Origin of the sequence: Streptomyces sp. NPDC058741, from assembly GCF_042746715.1 — a bacterium.
In the GTDB taxonomy this organism is placed as follows: Bacteria; Actinomycetota; Actinomycetes; order Streptomycetales; family Streptomycetaceae; genus Streptomyces.
The window spans coordinates 147,414-165,263 of sequence record NZ_JBHYQH010000005.1 but is presented as its reverse complement, the minus strand read 5'-3'; the positions used below and the strand labels follow the sequence as shown (position 1 = coordinate 165,263).

The 17,850-nt window shown below is 68.2% G+C and carries 18 protein-coding genes, 1 tRNA gene and 1 pseudogene; 12 read left to right on the top strand and 8 right to left on the bottom strand.

From position 1 onward, the window contains the following. Positions 1-191 precede the first annotated feature (191 nt). From ACFW6P_RS06200 to ACFW6P_RS06175, 6 genes and pseudogenes are all read left to right on the top strand, one after another. Positions 192-566, top strand: a complete 375-nt coding sequence (locus tag ACFW6P_RS06200) for a hypothetical protein (protein WP_386423033.1) — start codon at positions 192-194, stop codon at positions 564-566. Positions 567-857: 291 nt separating this feature from the next. Then, positions 858-1,878, top strand: a pseudogene (locus tag ACFW6P_RS06195) (DNA-directed RNA polymerase subunit alpha). 651 nt (positions 1,879-2,529) lie between these two features. Next, complete coding sequence (locus tag ACFW6P_RS06190; protein WP_386423031.1) at positions 2,530-3,399, top strand: hypothetical protein; 870 nt, start codon at positions 2,530-2,532, stop codon at positions 3,397-3,399. 97 nt (positions 3,400-3,496) lie between these two features. Beyond that, complete coding sequence (locus ACFW6P_RS06185; RefSeq protein WP_386352193.1) at positions 3,497-3,682, top strand: hypothetical protein; 186 nt, start codon at positions 3,497-3,499, stop codon at positions 3,680-3,682. Positions 3,683-3,826: 144 nt separating this feature from the next. Continuing rightward, positions 3,827-4,090 (top strand): CopG family transcriptional regulator, encoded by a 264-nt coding sequence (locus ACFW6P_RS06180; RefSeq protein ID WP_149182616.1) that lies wholly within the window; start codon positions 3,827-3,829, stop codon positions 4,088-4,090. Next, positions 4,087-4,500, top strand: a complete 414-nt coding sequence (locus ACFW6P_RS06175) for a PIN domain-containing protein (RefSeq protein WP_149182615.1) — start codon at positions 4,087-4,089, stop codon at positions 4,498-4,500. Before ACFW6P_RS06180 ends, ACFW6P_RS06175 begins: the two co-directional genes overlap by 4 nt. 97 nt (positions 4,501-4,597) lie before the next feature. Here ACFW6P_RS06175 and ACFW6P_RS06170 read toward each other — a convergent pair whose 3' ends face one another. The 4 genes from ACFW6P_RS06170 to ACFW6P_RS06155 all read right to left on the bottom strand — a co-directional run bounded on the left by ACFW6P_RS06170 (position 4,598) and on the right by ACFW6P_RS06155 (position 9,906). After that, the gene (locus tag ACFW6P_RS06170; RefSeq protein WP_386352187.1) at positions 4,598-6,517 is read right to left on the bottom strand and encodes a hypothetical protein; all 1,920 of its coding nucleotides are present in this window, start codon (positions 6,515-6,517) and stop codon (positions 4,598-4,600) included. Further along, positions 6,514-7,092 (bottom strand): hypothetical protein, encoded by a 579-nt coding sequence (locus ACFW6P_RS06165; RefSeq protein ID WP_149182613.1) that lies wholly within the window; start codon positions 7,090-7,092, stop codon positions 6,514-6,516. The genes ACFW6P_RS06170 and ACFW6P_RS06165 overlap by 4 nt, the downstream gene beginning before the upstream one ends. Beyond that, entirely contained in the window at positions 7,082-8,170 is a 1,089-nt protein-coding gene (locus ACFW6P_RS06160) for a dsDNA nuclease domain-containing protein (RefSeq protein WP_187645617.1), read from the bottom strand. The genes ACFW6P_RS06165 and ACFW6P_RS06160 overlap by 11 nt, the downstream gene beginning before the upstream one ends. Before the next feature lie 317 nt (positions 8,171-8,487). Further along, positions 8,488-9,906: a tyrosine-type recombinase/integrase gene (locus tag ACFW6P_RS06155; protein ID WP_386423028.1), complete on the bottom strand. Its 1,419-nt coding sequence runs from the start codon at positions 9,904-9,906 to the stop codon at positions 8,488-8,490. A 211-nt stretch (positions 9,907-10,117) separates the two neighbouring features. On the opposite strand from ACFW6P_RS06155, the gene ACFW6P_RS06150 reads away from it, so the two are divergent. Both ACFW6P_RS06150 and ACFW6P_RS06145 read left to right on the top strand, forming a co-directional pair. After that, on the top strand, positions 10,118-11,518 hold the full coding sequence (locus tag ACFW6P_RS06150) for a hypothetical protein (RefSeq protein WP_386352176.1): 1,401 nt from the start codon (positions 10,118-10,120) through the stop codon (positions 11,516-11,518). 815 nt (positions 11,519-12,333) lie between these two features. Continuing rightward, a tRNA-Arg gene (locus tag ACFW6P_RS06145) sits at positions 12,334-12,432 on the top strand. A 274-nt stretch (positions 12,433-12,706) separates the two neighbouring features. On the opposite strand, the gene ACFW6P_RS06140 is transcribed toward ACFW6P_RS06145, so the two are convergent. Next, the gene (locus tag ACFW6P_RS06140; RefSeq protein WP_386352174.1) at positions 12,707-13,156 is read right to left on the bottom strand and encodes an SPW repeat protein; all 450 of its coding nucleotides are present in this window, start codon (positions 13,154-13,156) and stop codon (positions 12,707-12,709) included. Positions 13,157-13,458: 302 nt separating this feature from the next. Here ACFW6P_RS06140 and ACFW6P_RS06135 point away from each other — a divergent pair, with 302 nt between their 5' ends. The 3 genes from ACFW6P_RS06135 to ACFW6P_RS06125 all read left to right on the top strand — a co-directional run bounded on the left by ACFW6P_RS06135 (position 13,459) and on the right by ACFW6P_RS06125 (position 14,605). Further along, complete coding sequence (locus tag ACFW6P_RS06135; protein WP_386352171.1) at positions 13,459-13,734, top strand: DUF6448 family protein; 276 nt, start codon at positions 13,459-13,461, stop codon at positions 13,732-13,734. A 95-nt stretch (positions 13,735-13,829) separates the two neighbouring features. Continuing rightward, the gene (locus ACFW6P_RS06130; RefSeq protein ID WP_386423026.1) at positions 13,830-14,015 is read left to right on the top strand and encodes a 2TM domain-containing protein; all 186 of its coding nucleotides are present in this window, start codon (positions 13,830-13,832) and stop codon (positions 14,013-14,015) included. Positions 14,016-14,146: 131 nt separating this feature from the next. Then, positions 14,147-14,605 (top strand): Asp23/Gls24 family envelope stress response protein, encoded by a 459-nt coding sequence (locus ACFW6P_RS06125; RefSeq protein WP_386352165.1) that lies wholly within the window; start codon positions 14,147-14,149, stop codon positions 14,603-14,605. Positions 14,606-14,906: 301 nt separating this feature from the next. Here ACFW6P_RS06125 and ACFW6P_RS06120 read toward each other — a convergent pair whose 3' ends face one another. From ACFW6P_RS06120 to ACFW6P_RS06110, 3 genes are all read right to left on the bottom strand, one after another. Continuing rightward, positions 14,907-15,416, bottom strand: a complete 510-nt coding sequence (locus ACFW6P_RS06120; protein WP_386423059.1) for an MBL fold metallo-hydrolase — start codon at positions 15,414-15,416, stop codon at positions 14,907-14,909. Beyond that, positions 15,344-15,628 carry a hypothetical protein gene (locus tag ACFW6P_RS06115; RefSeq protein WP_386423024.1) on the bottom strand — a complete coding sequence of 95 codons (285 nt, stop codon included), beginning with the start codon at positions 15,626-15,628 and terminating at the stop codon, positions 15,344-15,346. The genes ACFW6P_RS06120 and ACFW6P_RS06115 overlap by 73 nt, the downstream gene beginning before the upstream one ends. A gap of 133 nt (positions 15,629-15,761) precedes the next feature. After that, entirely contained in the window at positions 15,762-16,796 is a 1,035-nt protein-coding gene (locus tag ACFW6P_RS06110) for a Ku protein (protein ID WP_386423057.1), read from the bottom strand. A gap of 54 nt (positions 16,797-16,850) precedes the next feature. On the opposite strand from ACFW6P_RS06110, the gene ligD reads away from it, so the two are divergent. After that, on the top strand, positions 16,851-17,732 hold the full coding sequence (gene ligD / locus ACFW6P_RS06105) for a non-homologous end-joining DNA ligase (RefSeq protein WP_386352157.1): 882 nt from the start codon (positions 16,851-16,853) through the stop codon (positions 17,730-17,732). Positions 17,733-17,850 lie beyond the last annotated feature (118 nt).

Below are 17,850 nucleotides of genomic sequence, written 5' to 3'. Positions count from 1 at the left end.
CTGCCCTGCTGGGTACAGCCGTGGGAGGACTCCTCGGAGCAGGCGGGACACCAGGGCAGCCGCCCTGACGGGGACGGTCTCAGGGACGCAGTCAGCACTCGCAATGGCGACGTCAGGGGCGACGCGAGGTATACAGCAGATTCCTTGAGGCCATCACGGCCCACCAGGAAGCTCTGGGACGTCTTTCGTCCATGGCCTACGCCTCCGTCCGGGGAGACCACTCTTCGGAAGAACTCGGCACCGCGTGGCAGGAGGTATCCGCGCTCCTGCCGGTAGTGCGCGCCACCGGCCCCATCGTCATGGTCGAAGGACCACGCGGCATCGCAGACCTGGTCGCGGCCATCGTGGAACTTGCGACCACCGCCACACACAACGCCAGGTCATATTCCTTGATCCACGCCAAGCGCGCGTACGACGATCCAGCACTTGGCCAACGCTCGCGAGCGGCGTCGATGGCTGCCTCCGAACTCAAAAAGAAGCTTTCAGCCTTCGCAGAGCGGGCGCGAAACGCCCTGGACGCTCCGGACGGGCTTCTCGACGGCATCGGCCTCCCAGCACAGCGCTGACCCCGCGCAGGGCGTACAGAGGCCCTGACTTTGCTTTGATCGGGACCGTCGAACGGACCTCCGTCGTGGGGCGGGCTGACTTCTGACTGGGTCCCGCGCTGCCCAAGAGCCTGGACCACGATGCGAGCCGGGGTCTACTTCATAACCGCCTCGTACCGGTCGAGCACCAGGGCCATCAGCTGGTGCGCGCCTTCAGCCATCAGGTGCGGTGAACGACCGCCCGTATCGCACGTACCCTCGTGGTGTCTACGGCGTCACATAGCGGGCGCCAAACACTGGAGGCAATACCTCGTGCTGATTGCTCAGCGTCCTTCGTTGACCGAAGAGGTCGTCGACGAGTTCCGCTCCCGGTTCGTGATCGAGCCGCTGGAGCCGGGCTTCGGCTACACCCTCGGCAACTCCCTTCGCCGCACGCTCTTCTCCTCGATCCCGGGTGCGGCGGTCACGTCCATCCGCATCGACGGTGTCCTGCACGAGTTCACCACCGTGCCGGGCGTCAAGGAGGACGTCACCGACCTGATCCTCAACATCAAGCAGCTGGTCGTCTCCTCGGAGCACGACGAGCCCGGTCGTGATGTACCTGCGCAAGCAGGGCCCGGGTCTGGTCACCGCCGCCGACATCGCGCCCCCGGCCGGTGTCGAGGTCCACAACCCCGACCTCGTCCTCGCCACGCTCAACGGCAAGGGCAAGCTGGAGATGGAGCTGACGGTCGAGCGCGGCCGCGGTTACGTCTCCGCCGTGCAGAACAAGCAGGTCGGCCAGGAGATCGGGCGCATCCCGGTCGACTCGATCTATTCGCCGGTTCTGAAGGTCACGTACAAGGTCGAGGCCACGCGTGTCGAGCAGCGTACCGACTTCGACAAGCTGATCGTCGACGTCGAGACCAAGCAGGCGATGCGTCCGCGTGACGCCATGGCCTCCGCCGGTAAGACCCTGGTCGAGCTGTTCGGTCTCGCCCGCGAGCTGAACATCGAGGCCGAGGGCATCGACATGGGCCCGTCCCCCACGGACGCCGCCCTTGCCGCTGATCTGGCGCTGCCGATCGAGGAGCTCGAACTCACCGTCCGTTCGTACAACTGCCTCAAACGTGAGGGCGTCCACTCGGTGGGTGAGCTTCTGGCGCGTTCCGAGGCGGACCTGATGGACATCCGTAACTTCGGTGCGAAGTCCATCGACGAGGTCAAGGCGAAGCTGGCCGGACTGGGCCTGGGCCTCAAGGACAGCCCGCCCGGATTCGACCCCACGGCCGCGGTCGACACCTTCGCCACCAACGACGCGGACACGAGGTTCGTCGAGACCGAGCAATACTGAACGCTCTTCGCTGCCCGCCCAAGCCAGTGTGCCCGGGCGCATTCAGTCGCGCCGGCGTACCAGCTCGGCTGCGACCCCGGGAGCCGTGAGGGGAGCTGCTGCTCTGGGCCAGGCCGACGCGGATGGCCCGCACCAGCTCCGCACCGAGCTTGCCCGCCAAATCCGCGACGCCAAGGTGCGAGAGAGGGCAATCCAGAGCAATCGGACGCGGCCGGGAGTATACGCACGTTCAGCGCTGGCCCAGGAGAAACCACTCGATCATTCCCTCCGCAGCGAGGATCATGGCGGAATGGCTGCGTACCTGTATGACCGGCTGGTGACGGAGGACGAATACCGCCAGCGCATCCGGCGGCACCGTCCCAGCTCACTGCTGCCCCTGATCGCTGCGGCGGCGGCCCGCTACAGCTCGCCCGAGCAGCCACAGCCGTGGCTAAAAAGCCCCTCAATGAAGTACACGCCCTGGGCGCTGGCTGACGCGGCCCGCGTCAGCCTGGCCTACGGAACCGAGCACCTGCGCTCCGAGGCCACCGAACGCGACCTGCTGGAGATCCTGGCCGCGTACTCCAGCCTGAAGGAACCGACCCTTCACGGCACCGACGAGGGCCCGGTCCGCCTGAGGGACTTCATGATGCGCCTGGGCGGCGAGCAGATGTGGCCTTCCAGGCACCGGAGTTCTTCAGCCTGGCCCGTACGGCGGCGCTGTACCTTCACACTCCGTTCCCCGCACACCGCCAGCCCCGCTGCATGGTCCCCGGCTGGGACACCGAGGTGTTCGGCTGCCCGCTGCCCGACTACGTCGGCACCGCACAACTGCTGTGGGGATGTGCGCTGTTCAACACAGGGCGTTTCGATCCCGCGCTCTACGACGGCCCGGACGGGGAGAACTTCAACCGCACCGTCAGCCGGGACACCGTCCTGCGCGTCGTCGAACGGCACTTCGCCACCGACGTGGCCTCTATCAAGGCAGCCGAGAACCAGGCCACGCGGAACCTGGCGAGGGTGGCTGGCGGCACAGCGGCACAGCTGCGCCGCTTCACCTACAACCCGCTGCTGGGCCGGCCGGCGGTCACCGGCTTCGGACCTGGCCTGCTGTGTCCCTCGCCCCAGCTGGTCTGGCGCAAAGCGACCCCGTCTGGCATCTACCACACAGGACGCGAGCACTTCGGACCCGACTTCCTGCAGGAGACCGGCTACCTCTTCGAGGAGTACGTCGGCCGCCAGCTCCGCCTGATACCGGACGCCGACGTGGTCTCGGAGATCACGTACCGGGTCAAGCGGAACGAACTGCAGAGCGTCGACTGGATCGTCGTCTTCGACGACCTGGTGCTGCTCGTGGAGGTCAAGTCCATGATGCCGACCGAGAACGCCCGGCTCGGCCTGGAACTCGGAGTCGCCGAGACCGACAGCAAACTGGCCCGCGCCTACCGCCAGGTCAACGCCGCGTCGGCCCAGATCGACCAGCGCCATCCGGCATTCGCCGGCGGCCGACCGGCCACGCCAGGCGCTGATCGTCACCCTTGAGCCGTTCCCCGTCGCCAACGCCAACCTGCCCCACCTCGGGCTGCCCACCGTCGATGTCCCGACCACGGTCGTCGCGGCCCACGAAGTCGAACGCCTGGTGACCCTGACCGACACCACCCCCAGCTCTCTGCTCCTGGAACGGACGGCCGACCCCCAACGCTCCACCTGGGCCCTCAACGAGTGCCTGAACGGGCACGAGAACTCCCTGAACCCGGTCCTCGTCCAGGGATGGGCGTCCTACCCCTGGGCCAGCGGCCGGCTGTCGGCCCTGAACACGCCGTAGTCCGTCTCCCCCGGCCGGGGCGCCAGGTCGTCTGGGGACTCACACAGGGACGGATCACCGGCGGGCCGGTGGCCGCCCGGCCCCGTACGGTCGGGTCCGAGTTCCGCACACACAGGTGGGAGGATGAGCGGTAGGATAGGTAGCATGAGTGAACCTACCGGCAAGTACTCGATCACCATGCCGCGCGACATCGCCGAAGCCGCCAAGGCCCGCAGCGGCCCCTCCGGCCTGTCCGCCTATGTCGCCGCCGCCGTCGCCCGCCAGATCGAACGCGACAACCTCAACGAACTCATCACCGTCGCCGAAGCCGAACACGGCCCCGTCACCGACGAGGAGATCCAGGCCCTGCGCGACCAGCTCCACCAGGCCCGCGACAACCAGGCGACGGGCGGAGCGAACGCCGCGTGACCCGCTCCCCCGCCACCCCCGGCGGCACCCTCGTACTGGACAGCGAGGGACTGGCCAAGGCCGTCCTCCGCGACCGCACGGTCACCGCCTGGCTCGCCCTCGCCCGAGCCGACGACCTGCGGGTGATCACCTCCGCGGCCACCCTGGTGGAAGTCGTCCACCCGCGGATCAACCGCCCCGCCCTGGAGTGGACGCTCTCGCGCCTCGTCGTCGAACCGGTCACCGAGCCCATCGCCCGCCACGCCGCCGCCCTCCTCGCCGACGCCGGCCTGCACGGCCACAAGTACGCCATCGACGCCATGCTCAGCGCCACCGCCCTCGCCGCCCCCGGGCCGGCCACGATCCTCACCTCGGATCCCGAGGACCTGACCGCGCTGTGCGGTGGGCACGCCACCGTCATCAAAGTCTGATCCTGCTCTCGACTTATGGCTGAGTCATGGCCGCTCTCTGCGACGCCCGTTCAAGATCCACCTTGGGATCCGTTACACCGGGAGTGAGGGTGTCTACCTACGGCGCTTCGTACTCCTTGGGCATATGGATTTGCCGGATGGTGGCCGGGTCGCGTGGCACCGGAACGGCTTGGGTGCTGATGATCTGGGTGCCCGTGGCCTGGGCCGCGTTTGCCAGATCCTGCAGGACGTCGTCGACCACAGTGGTGCCGATGCCCTGCTGGTAGGGGTTGTCCAGGAGCAGCAGGCCGGGGGCTGCTGCTCCTTCGTCGAGGTCAGAGGCCAGGAACAGGGTGGCGTAGCTGTAAGCCAGGAAGAAGAGCACCTTCGTCTCTGCCCCCAGGGCTTGGTCCCAGGGGCGAGTGCCGACGTAGAAAGTGAGGTCACTGTCGTTGATGGTGATGGCGCCCTTGACCCAGCCGCGTTCGCGGTAGCGGTGCAGGAATTCGTTCATTCGCTCGGCGAACAGGGCGCATCGTTCGACGGAAGTGAGCGTAGCTGTGGCAACTGCGGCGGGCTCTTGGGCGAGTGCGTCGACGGCTTGTTGTGCAGCGGCGACGGCCTGGCTGGCTACGGCGCGGCGTTGGAGGATCTCCTCGATGGCGGGAAAGGCTGTCATCTTCTGTTCGAGCTGGGCGATCTGGGCGGCGAGGTTTTCGAGGCTGGCCATGAAGGGGGCCAGCTGCGCGGCGCGTTCTTCGTTGATGCGATGCGCGAGCCGTGCCTGTTCGCTTTGAAGGTCTGCTCGGCGGGTGCGGGCCGTCTGCAGATCGGCGGCGGTGCGGGCGGTGACATCTTCCAGGTCGGCAAGTTCTGACTTGAGTGACCGGATCTCCACGTGTGCCCGTCGGCGGCGCTGGTCGTCGTCGACCGGTTGGAAGCACAGGTAGCAGGCGTCTTCGCCATGCTCTCGGTGCGGGTCCACGCGTTGTTCGCATGCTGGGCAGAGTCGTACGGGGAGGGCGTCGAAGGTCTCCACGGAGGCGATGAGGCGTTCCATGCGGGTCACTTCCGAGGTGACCGTCTGGGCGGAGTAGGCGTGTTCGTTGCTGAGTTGTTCGAGCGCGACGACCTCGTCGACCGCCAGTTGCAACCGCCTGGATATGTCTTCGTAGGCGCTCGTCAGTGACGAGTCGTATCCGGCTGCCGTCTCGGTGGTGGACGTTCCCTGCAGGAGGCTGTTGATCTCGCGCGTCAGTTCATGACGTCGTTGGCGAACCGCGTGCAGTTGAGCGGTGACCTCTTCCCGTGCGGTCGCTACCTGGTCGAGGGTGCGGGCGACGGGAATGCGGAGCCGTTCGGAGATGGCGGTGACGGCCTGCAATGTGCTGTCCTGCACGTCCCGCTCCACTGCCTGGGCTTCGGCAAGGCGCCGCCTGGCCTGGGCGACGGCGAACTCCTTGGTGTCGTAGCGGGAGCCGGCAAAGCCGAGGAGCATGCTGACGACGCCGCGCCGGATGAATTCCTGCTCCTTGTTGGCGAAGCTCGTCCAGGACTCCTCGTTGCGGTAGAAGTGGCGCAGCAGGTTCCGGAAGGACAAGGGCGTCAGTTCACTGGCCGTGGCCGGGTGGAGACCCTTGGGGATGCGCAGGTTGGGCCAGCCCAGTTCGCGCAGGATCCAGTCGGAGAAGTCGGCGTCGGTCAGCTCGTCTCCGTCGGCGTACACCTTGTTCATACGCCCGTGCTGGAGGAGACGAGTCAGGGTGCGGGGGTGGCCGTTGAGCCGGATCGCGGTGGAGACCTCGATGTACTCGTCGGAGACGGCGGCACCGAGAGCATCGATCATCCCGCCGCGGTCGCCGAAGCAGTAGTCGATGACCTTCAGCGTGGTGGTCTTGGAGCTGTTGCGGGGCCCGCTGAGGATGTTCAGCATGCCGGTTCCGAAGGCATACTCGTCGATTTCTGCGGTGTTGTGGACGAGCTTGACGGAGTCGATCCTGATCCCGCGGTCGGGGTGGGCGGTCACGGGTTTTGTCATGGCCGGATCTCCTGGCGGAAGGGCGCGTTGCCGACCTCGTCTGGGAACAGGTCGTAGATCAGGTTCTTCAGGTCGGTGCCCGACATGGCAGCCAGATTTCCTCGCATAGCCTGACAGCGCCGGACCAGTGGCTGGAACTGAGGGGCCTCGGTAAGGCGTTGTGCGGTCCTCTTGCCGGCGGCTTTGAGTTTCACTCGTTCGACCCGGTGGGTGGTGATGGTCACGAGGTCCCGAGAGACGAGGAAGGCGAGGAATTGCCGGTAGCGCTGGTCCCAGGGTCCGTAGCGGTAGCGGATCATCGGTGCCTCGACTTCGGACGGGTCACGGGCGAGAAACGCGGTTTCGGTATCGACGGCTTCCGGCATCGCGGCGTGGGCCCGCTCCAGGAATCCTGGATAGCGCACGAAGAAATCAAGTTTGGCGAACTTCGTCCGTCCCTCGATATAGGGGCCGGGCTCCTCGCCGCAGAGGTAGATGAGCAGCAGGAGCCGTGTTGCGTGGAAGTCAGGGGAGTCGTCCGGGTCCCAGGCGCGATACAGCGGGGGCACCACGCTGCTGCCGATCTTATGAGGCATCGGCGTACCTGTTCTGGCAGCGTGCCGTGATGTCGGAAAGCACTGCGTGGGCCTCGGCGAGGGTGAACTGCCGGCTGGTCACCTCGGGCAGCTCGCTCACGGCCACAAGCGTCTCGAAGTACGCCGCTGAGCCGGCGGCGAGGCGTCCGGCGCGTCGTTTCGCCATCGTGAGCGTGCAGATGGCGTTGATCTGATCGGCCAGGTCGTCGTACGCGCGGCGCCGGGTGCCGACACTGGCGCGGTAGGTCCGACGGTAGGCGAGCATGGCATCGTGCTGGGCTTCCGCCTCGGGCTCCGGTATTTCGGCAGCTCGCAGCTTGAGCTTGAGTTTCATCAACAGTTCGGTGGAACCGTCTCGCCGTCGCCCGGTTGCTCTGCGCACGCTGTCGTCCAGGGCCCGGCCGAAGTCGTCCGCGGTGAAGGTTGTCGGTCGCAACTCAAGGGCGCTGCGGGCTATGTACTTGGAGATCAGCCAGATCATGACCTCCTCGACTTCCTCGTACAGCGGTTTCTCGCCCAGGCACGCTTCCACCAGTGGCGCCAGTCGCGCCATGGCCTCGGCCTCGACCTGGTCGATGGTGCGCGCCTCCACCAGGACGTCCAGGCGGTCGACACACCATCCGATGTCCCTGCCGTCTGGCAGTTGCACCCCGCTGAGCCTCTTGACGATGTCCGCGCGGGCGTCCGCGCTCACCGGGCCGCGAGGACGATCACGTTCCGCGACGAACGCATACAGGTCCCGCTGGGGCGTCTCGTTGACGATGAAGGTGAACCGTGTGCCGTCCGGCAGCGGCTTGCCCAGGAACAGCTTGCCCAGATAGCTGCTGTCTGCGGCCTTCTTTTCCTCCGGCTTGCAAACGTTGGCGATACTGTGCCGCGTACCGGCTTCCTCGATCGTCTTGACCTGCCGGTATACGGGGGCGCCATCCCGATGACACAGGATGTCCTCCAGGTCCTCCCACGAGACCGCCGTCCACCGCCCTTCGAGCATGTCCAGGCAGTCCAGCAACGTGACGGCATCCTGGTAGGCGAACCCGCGCCTGCTCCGACGGCCGCCGTCAGCAGGCGCGAGAGTCACGGCTGCCTCGTGCGCGCTGGCGCACAGCGCTGAACCCTCGATACACGGCAAAATGGCCTGTTCGCACAGTTCCCCCATAAGCCACTTCGGAGCATGCAGTAGATCACCGCATCACCCAGAAGAGCAACGGTCGTGCAGAACATCAACCCCGCTCCGTGTCCGCGCCGCTACACCTGCGGCACGGCAGGAGATGTGACGGCGGCTCAAGCGCGAGCCACGGACATGCGCAGGGGAACCGTCGGGGACGCGCACGCACGCGAGCGCACGCCGCAACGGTCGGACCGCGTACCCACCCACGCCATGTCCGCGATCCCAGGCTAATCGTGCGCCTGGTCAGGCTCAGGCGGCTGGTCGTAGGAGCTCAACAGCCCTTCGATGCGCTGGTTGTTGATGGACTGCCGGTCATACAGGCACTTCGCGTACCGGGACAGCAGAACCTCGACACTGTTGCCGGCCCGCTGGGCGACCTCGGCCGGGTCCGCGCCCGCGCACAGCCACGTGGACAGCGCCGAATGCCGCAGATCGTACGGCCGCTTCGCGAGCGGCGTGCTGGTGAGCGCCGGAGACAGGGCAAGGTCACGGCTCTCACGCCAGACCCGGTGGTAGGTGGAGTAGCTGACGACCCGGCCCTGCTCGGTGAAGAACAGCCGCCCATCGTCGGCCGTGCCGAACGTGGCAACATGCTCCCTCCACATCGCCACCAGATGCGGAGGCAACGGCACCACCCGCGTCTCCCCGGGCGGGCGGTTCTTCAGCCCGCGCTCATCATGGAACTCGCCGGTGTCGGTCCACCGTTTACCCGCCTGCGGCCGAGTACGGTGCAGGATCAGCCGCCCCCACCCAGTGCGGGGCAGCCGGCAGTCCGGCAGCGCCACCGCGACCGCCTCCTCCGGACGCAGGCCCGCGTAGTACATGCCCGCGAAGAACCCGACCAGCCGACGGCCCCGAGCCCTCCGGTAGCCGCCCACGTAGGAGACGGCGTCCAGCAGATCCCGCGCCTGGTACGGGTTGGCCACCACCCGCGGATCCACCGCCACCGCCGGTTTAGGCACCCGCCAGCGAACCCTGTTCAACGGGTGGCTGCCCAGCTCGCCCCGCTCCACGGCGTAATGCAGCGCGTGCACCAGTACCTTGCGCTTACGGCGCATCGTCTCCACCGCCGCCTCACTCCCGTCCAGCTTGCGGCGCAGCGACTCCAGCACATCACGTGCCAGGACCGGATCATGCAGATCCACCAGGGGACGGGATGCCTTGGCGACCCACTGCAGCACCAGCCGGTCCTGCGCCGACATCTCCCCCTGTCCGGGCCGGAGCGTGACGAACGCCCAGTGCCGCAGGGCACGGCGCAGCAGGTGCCCGTTCGGCCGGCCCGGCAGGTCCCCCAGCATCGCCATCGTGACGGCCGTCAGCGCGTCGCTGACCTCGTCCCGGGTCTTCGCCGCCCGGCCTGGCCAATGGGCTCGCGCGTACTCGGTCGCGAAGGAGTACCAGCTCATGTGCGACGGCCCCCGTGCCCCCTGGCCGGAGTTGCTCACCTCGGCCAGTCCCACGCGGATGGCCCGCACCAGCTCCGCCCCGAACTCTCCGGCCAAGCCCGCGACCGCGCTGCCGCCGTGCGGCTGCGCCGGGGTTCGGTCCGCAGGCTGCTCGGGCTGAGATGCGACGCCGTGGTGCTCGTTCAGGTCCATACCCGCCTCCTTCTGATCGGCGGGAGAATGGCTGCCCGGCACATCCACACCAACATCCCCTCACAAGAGGGCACTCGAGCGGCGTCATGTTGACGAGCGCGGATTGTCGGACGTTCGACCCGGCTTCCGTCACCACTGGTCATACCTGGTCCCGGTGTGGCCAGTTGTGGTCCTTGCCGCACTATGCGCACTTGCACGCGCCCCGATGTCCCGAACTACCGTTCCCGGCCAGCCCGAGCACGGACACCGTGGGGGATGCATGGCGAGAACCGCGCGACAGATCCTGAACGCTCTCAGCCGCTCGACGAGCGTTCACATCCACTCGACGACAGAACTGGCCGCGCACGTGGACTCCGCGGCGGCGGCCATCGACAAGCGGCGCCGACAGAAGGGCCAGGAGGCAGCGCGCAGGAAGCCCGACCTGCGGCCGGTCGCGCTGGCCGAGCACGGGCGGTCCATTGACCTGACGCCGTGGCAGGTGCTGCATGCCGTAGCCCGCGGCTACGTGCTGGCCGGCCAGGGAATGGGGCGCGGGCTGGCGGAACACTGGCTGAGCCTGAAGTTCTGCGAGGCGCTGGACGGCAATCGCGCCGGCGCCATGGATCTCACCGACAAGGGCCGCTCTTCCGAAAGCTGGTATAAGGGCATGCAGGCCCGGGAGCTGGCCGTCGGCTTCGGGCTCGCCGTGGCGGAGCACATCGTGCAGCAGCGCTACCCCGACCACATCGTCTCGGTCGTCGATACGAACACGGTACTGCGAGCCGGCTGGCCCCTGAGCGTCTCCCAACGGAACAAGGGCTCAAGGCCCCGGCCCGACTACATCATCGAGGCATGGAAACCCGGCGAGCCGTCGAAAGTCACCTTCGTGGCCTGCCGCGGAAACCACCAGAAGCCCAGCAAGCGCACCGGCCGAACCCGCAGCACCACGATCCAGCAACTGGTCAAGGGAGCAGAACTGACCGAGGGCATGCAGATCGGCCCCTGGAACACGACGCCCTGTTTGATGCTGTCCACCGAACTCATGGGCCAGGGCGGAGTCGTGGTCAATGTGCTGCAATCCCCCGGCGAGGCTCTGCTCCCCCTCCGAATACCCGGCGCCCTGAATGACGCCGACGAGGAGATCAGGGACAAGCCCGGAATCCCCTACCCCAACGCCATTCGCATACCTGCCCGCGACGGTCGACGGGCGCGGACGGCCGACGGCTTCCAAGTGGGCGAGGACGATCTCGCCTGGTTCGGCCAGCTCCTGGCCCGTACCGCAGCAGCCGGCCTGACCGCTTTCTCGGGCGGACGGAAATACACGGCCGGGTATCTCACCGCCCGCCAAGGGCGAGAGCACTACGACGTGCCCGCCTTCGCCGCAACATCGAGCGTCGACGACGCGGACATCGAGGTCGGCGACACGAAATTCGTCGGCACGGACAACGTCTTCCGCATGGGGACCGCACGCATCGAGGCATTCTCCGGAATGGACTCAGAACTGTACGAACTGATCAAAGCCGGCCGCGTGGAGGAGTACCGGCAAGCGGCCTACGAACTCCACTCCAAACGGCGCGACTCCCATGAAGCCGGGAAATGGAACGACCCGATCTCGTTCCAGGACGACGGCAGCATCATGGCCCTGAGCATCCTGCCCATCCGCAAACGGCGGCCGCTCTGAACCAACAACTCAGGAGATCTTGGCTCTCCTGCGCTCACCGCTACGGCAGCGCAACATAGCGCGGGATCGCCGGTTGGCCAAACCGGCGATCCTCCGGATCATTGACAGTCCACCGCCACCACCTGCCCGCACGTCGAAAGGCCGCATCCCTAATCCCAGCCTCACAACTTCACACGACCGGCCGCCTGTATTCACGACCAGGCAGCCCGAGCAGCGCTTCCAGGACGCGGTCGACCCACCGGGTCGGCCTTCCCAGGGCGTTACGCAAGAGCGTCGCGCCGACGCCGAGCGCTGCCGGGCGAAGGGAGATCGGCGCCGTCTTGGCCTTGGTTCGCGCCGGCTGGCCTTCGCCTGCCGTCTGCGACTGCCGACAAAGCCGCCGGCATCCGACTCGCACGTTCGCAGTCGCGGTTCGCCGGCCAACACCGTCTACCGCGCTGCGGCGTGGTGCCCACTCCGGCACCAAGTCAGGGCGGGTCTCCCTCAGCCCGCCGGAGGCTGGAGAGTCAGCAGGGACACACACGCCAAGGTCATGCGGATGAGAAGCGGCGGGACGCGCCCGTCGGCCACCGTTCACCCCGGCACCGCGCGCGAGCGCCCCAACCGAGCCAGGCGCACAACCCGCTCTCTTGGCCTGCCCGCACGCTCCGGGCAGCCTCCTTGTTCGATTGAGGAGCGCACTATATACCCCTACGCTTGCCCGAGGAAATCGTGATCTACGTCATGGCGCATGGATCGACTATCGCGGGGAACGATAGGGATCAGGCGAGCAAAATGGGCTTTTTCATTCTCGCGGGACATGCGCGGGACGGCGGGCCTGACAACCTGTCAAGTAAGCCGCTGACCTGCGAAAACACGCGGGAAGTCGACGGCCTCCGGAGCCGTGTGCGCAGGTTCGAATCCTGCCGGGGGCACCTCGAAGAAGGTGCCGAAAGACCCCGCCACCAGCGAGAACGCTGAGGACGGGGTCTTCGCGTTGAGGCCGCCGTGATCCTTTCGGGGCGGCCGGGGAACGGGGCCCGCGGGCGGGCAGTGGAGGGGATGTTGAAGCGTCGCCCGAGGTGCAACCCTGGATCCGAGCCGTCAGGCGCCCGCCGCATCCAGGGGAACCAAGCCTCCGGCCCTCACTGACCTTCCCCAAGGTCGAGGTGTTTTTACCCTGATGGCCGGTCAGCTCCGCCCGCCGGCTCAGGGAGCGGACGGGCGGCCGGAGGCTCCAGGGTTGCGGTCCGCCGGGCGACCGGCCGCGGCGGCCGTCAGGGCCGTCAGGAGTCCTATGACTCCGACGATGACATTGTTGACGATGGTCTTCGTCGTGGAGACGTCACCGGCCACGACCCACGGCGCAATGATCGTCCACACACTCAGCGCGCACGCCGCCCACGCCATGCTGTGTACACGGTCGTAGGCACGGCCGAAGCCACCGCTCATGAGAAGGGCGTACGCGATACCGGTGATCAGGTTGGTGACCGCCAGGGTGGAGAGGTTGTTGAAGCCCGTGATCCAGGGCGAGGCCGCGAGGTACAGCCCTGTGAGGAGGGCCATGGTCTCGATGGCTTGTGCCCTCGGAGTACTCGCGGTGCGCTCGGCCATCTCGTGGCGTTCACGCATGGCGATGATGTCGGGGTGCGTTGCCATGTCGGAACTGTGAGGGGTTGCCATGCCGGTTACCTCCGAAATGTCACTTTCGTACCGTTCACCGGGCGAGTACCCCGAAGGCACGTTGTAACCACTGTGCGTGGGTTGAGTCGATGGTTCGGATGAGCCGCCCATGGCCGCCATGAGAGCGGCCACGACTTCGTGAAGGACCAGGAGCAGGGCCGTGGCACCTCCTGCGGGTCGCAGTACGGCCATGTCCGTCGAGCATCCGCAACCTTGCTGGTAACCCCTCCGCTCACGGCTCACGGCCGAGGGGAGAACGGTGCGGCCTGCGGTTCCGGTTGCACTGCGGGCTGAAGCCGGCCGGGCCCGATGTCGGGCCGGTGATACCGGCCGCCGGGCGTGCCTTCGACGCCGGCTCGGCGCAGGAGCTGGTCGACGTGTTGTACGGCGTCGTCCGTGAGCAAGCCGGACAGCGGTACTCCCGGGCCATGGGGCTCCGGGAGCACGCCGGCGAGGGGACGGCTGCCGCCCGCGCGTACGTGGAGGCGAGCCTCGGTCTGCAGGTGTGGGCCCACCGCCTGTACCGGCAGGCGCTCGCCGCCCCGCACCCGTGACATCCCGTGGGAGGGGACCAACGGCCCCCGTGCGGTGCTCGGGCAGCGGCGGGACGATGGAAGGGACATCGGCAGCTCACCGAGGGGGGGACGGCATGAGTCACGTCGGGACGTCACCGGAGTACGACCGGGCCAAGGCCCGGGTGCAGAAGAAGCGGAAGTTCCGCACCGATCTGCTCACCCATATCGCGATCAACGCGTTCCTCGTCGTGGTCTGGGCGTTCACGGGGCTTGGTTTTTCTGGCCGGGCTGGGTCATGGCGGTACGGGGTGTGTTCCTGATCCTCTTCGGCACAAGTGAGTGCCGGCGGACGGGGTGTACGCTCCGCCACTTGTGCCGCAAACGCCCCATTGTTCTACCGTGGAGAAGAACGACGCTGCTCACCCCCTCACCCACCATCGAGGTGACGGTCATGACGGAAACCACTCAGCGCAGGACCACCCCGGACGGGGCCGGATCGCAGGGCGGCCGCAAGGGCTCGCCGGAGACCCGGGGGAACACCGCGATCGCGGATACGGTCGTGGCGAAGATCGCGGGCATGGCCGCCCGGGAGATCCCCGAGGTGCACAACCTCGGCGCCGGGATGACCAGGGCCTTCGGTGCCGTGCGCCAGCGCGTGCCCGGCACGGGCACCGGTGTCACGCAGGGCGTGAAGGTGGAGGTCGGCGAGCGTCAGGCCGCCGTCGATCTGGACGTCGTCATCGAGTACGGCGCCGCCATCGTCGACACCGCCGCGGATGTGCGGACCAATGTCGTCAACGCGATCGAGCGGATGACCGGTCTGGAGGTCGTGGAGGTCAACATCGCCGTCGACGACGTCCACCTGCCGGACGAGGAGGAGCCCGAGCAGGAGGAACGGCGGGTGGCGTGAGCGGTGGTGCGCCGCCAGGGGGGAGGGGACGGCCAGGCCACCGGGCCCGGATTCCCCGGGTTCCTCTCCCCGCTCGGTGACGGGCGGTGAGGGGGCTGTCGGAGGTGTCAGGAGTACACGGGCCGGGGCCGTTGGACCGCCCCTGCCGGTGTACCTCTGGCAGCCGGGGTCAGTAGGCCTTCGGGACCGCCCCCGGCTCAGCGGACACGCGGGCGTGCATCGCCGTGGCCGCAGTGGACGATGCGGTCCCCCAGGCCGACGCGGTCCGCCCCCGTCAGGAACGCGGAGAGCGGTGCGCGCATCACCGTGTAGTGGCCGTAGTGGATCGGCAGGGCGGGGGGGCCGGTCGGCGGGCCAGTTCCGCGCCCTGGGCGCCGTCCATGGTGACCACGAAGCCGCCGGGGAGCGTGGTTCCGCCCAGACGGACTACGGCCAGGTCGGCGGCCGGGAAGCGCTCGGTGATCTCGTCGAGGCCGTCGTGGAGGACCGTGTCGCCCGAGATGTACAGCCGCATGCGGGGCGGGCCGCCGGCCGGGCCCGCATGCGGCTCCAGCATGCTGCCCATCACCGGCGGCAGGAGCCTGCGCAGTACCGCGTGGCCGGCGTGGCGGCCGGGCAGGGCCGTGACCGTGACCTGCCTTCCGTCGCGCTGGAGGGGTGAGCCAGCGCCAGGTGCGCAGCCCCGCCGTGCGGGGAAGCCGTGCGCGATCTTGAGGCGGCGGGCCGCATGCGGTGTGGTCAGGATCGGCACCGTGTGGTCGAGGTGCCGGCGGGCGCGGCGGTCCCAGCGGTCCCCGTGCAGGTGCGACAGGACGATGCCGTCGAGGCGCGGGAGGTCGTGCCAGTCGATCGTAGGCTCTCGGTCAGGCGGCGACTCAGCAGCCCGGGACCGAGGTAGGCGTACTGCCCGCGGTGCAGGAAGTTCGGGTCCGTGAGCAGGGTGAGCGGGCCCTGCGACAGCAGGACGGTCGCGTTTCCGATGAAGTGGATGTCGAGCGCGTCGTCCTGAGTGCGGCCGTTCATGGGGTGCGGCATCGGGCCCCTCCGCTCCGCGGTCGGCTCCGGTCGTCCGGCGCCGGGTACCCGGGCGGGGGCGGCCCAGTCCGCGGCCCCGGCCCCGGCGCGGCAGGTGCTCTTCGAGAAGGAGGTGGCGGGGTCAGGCCGAGCGCTTGCGGGACGTCGACTTCTTCGCGGTGGTCTTCTTGGCCGCCGTCTTCTTCGTGCCCTGGGCTGACTTGGCCGTCGACTTCTTCGACGACGCGGCCGACGAGGCGGTCGTCTTCTTGGCCGCCGTCTTCTTCGCCGTGGACGTCGACTTCTTGCCGCCGGTCTGCTTGGGAGCCGCGCGGGACGTCGTCTTGCGCTGGGGCAGCGACGTGACCTCGGCGTGGTCCTCGGCCTCCTCCCCGCGGGACTCGCGGGCCGCGCGGACGCTGTTCTCCAGCGCCGCCATCAGGTCCAGGACCTTGCCGCCCGCCGCGGGTTCCGGGGCCTGGGGCAGGGACTCGCCGGCTGCCTTGGCGGCGATGACCTCCTCGACGGCCTCCCGGTACTCGTCGTGCAGGTCCTCCAGGTCGACCTCGCCGAGCGTGTCCATCAGCGCGTCCGCCAGGTCCAGCTCCTTGTCGCGGACCGTGACGTTCGCGTCGGGGGCCAGTCCCTCGGGGGCGCGGACCTCGTCGGGCCACAGCAGGCCGTGCATGGCGATGGCGTCGCCGACCACCCTGAGCATGCCGAGCCGCTCCCGGCCGCGCAGGGCGAACTTGGCGATCGCCACCTTGTTGCTGCGCTTGAGGGCCTCGCGCAGGAGGGTGTACGGCTTCGCGGCGGGTGCGCCGCTGGCCTGGAGGTAGTACGCGGCGTCCATCTGGAGCGGGTCGATCCGGTCGGCCGGCACGAAGGCGACGATCTCGATCGTCTTGGCCGTGGGGATCGGCAGGCTGGACAGGTCGTCCTCGGTGATCGGGATGATCGTGCCGTCCGCGTCCTCGTAGCCCTTGCCGATCTCCCCCTGGGTGACCTCGCGGTCCTCCAGCTCGCAGAACTTGCGGTAGCGGATGCGGCCGCCGTCCTCGGTGTGGATCTGGCGGAAGGAGATCGAGTGGCTCTCGGTGGCGTTCACCAGCTTGATCGGGATGCTGACCAGGCCGAACGAGATGGCGCCGTTCCAAATGGATCTCACGTGCAGCACCCTTCCGATCACGCTCGGGAGTTTTCGTTGTGGTTTGCGTGGGATTCTTATCGTATGGCGCCTATCACGGAGGTGGAGGGGCGACGGCTCGCGCTCAGCAATCTGGAGAAGGTGCTGTATCCCGGCAGCGGCTTCACCAAGGGGGAGGTGCTGCACTACTACGCGACCGTCGCCGACGCCCTGCTGCCGCATCTGCGGGACCGGGCCGTGTCGTTCCTGCGGTATCCGGACGGTCCGGACGGGCAGCTGTTCTTCACCAAGAACGTGCCTCCGGGTACGCCCGAGTGGGTCACCACCGCGGAGGTGCCGCGGGTCGAGGGACCCTCCCGGATGGTGCTGGTGCAGGACCTGCCGAGCCTGATGTGGTCGGCGAACCTGGTCACCGAGTTCCACACCCACCAGTGGCTCGTGGACGCCCCGGAGGAGGCCGACCGGATCGTCTTCGACCTCGATCCGGGAGCGCCGGCGAGCATCGTGCAGTGCTGCGAGGTGGCGCTGTGGCTGCGGGAGCGGCTCGCCGGCGACGGGATCGAGGCCTACGGCAAGACGTCCGGCTCCAAGGGACTGCATCTGCTCGCCGCCGTGCGCGGGGCGTCGTCCGAGCAGGTGTCCGAGTACGCCAAGGAGCTCGCCGTGGAGGCGGAGAAGGCCATGCCACGGCTGGCCCTGCACCGGATGACGCGCAGTCTGCGCCCAGGGAAGGTCTTCGTCGACTGGAGCCAGAACGCCGCCCGCAAGACCACGGCGGCGCCCTACACCTTGCGGGCCCGCGCGGAGCCGACCGTCTCCGCGCCGGTGACCTGGGAGGAGATCGAGGAGTGCCGCGCGCCGGGCGACCTGGACGTCCACGCCTGTGACATCGCCGCACGCGTGCGGGGCCACGGCGACCTGCTCGCGCCGCTGCTCGACAGGAAGCGGGCCGGGAAACTCCCCTAGCCGCAGCGGTATGCGGATCGGCAGCCGTATCCCCAGCCAGCCGTATCCCCAGCCAGCCGAAGCCGGGGCACGGCCGGAGCCACAGCCGAAGCAGGAGCCGGAGCCGGAGCCGTACCCG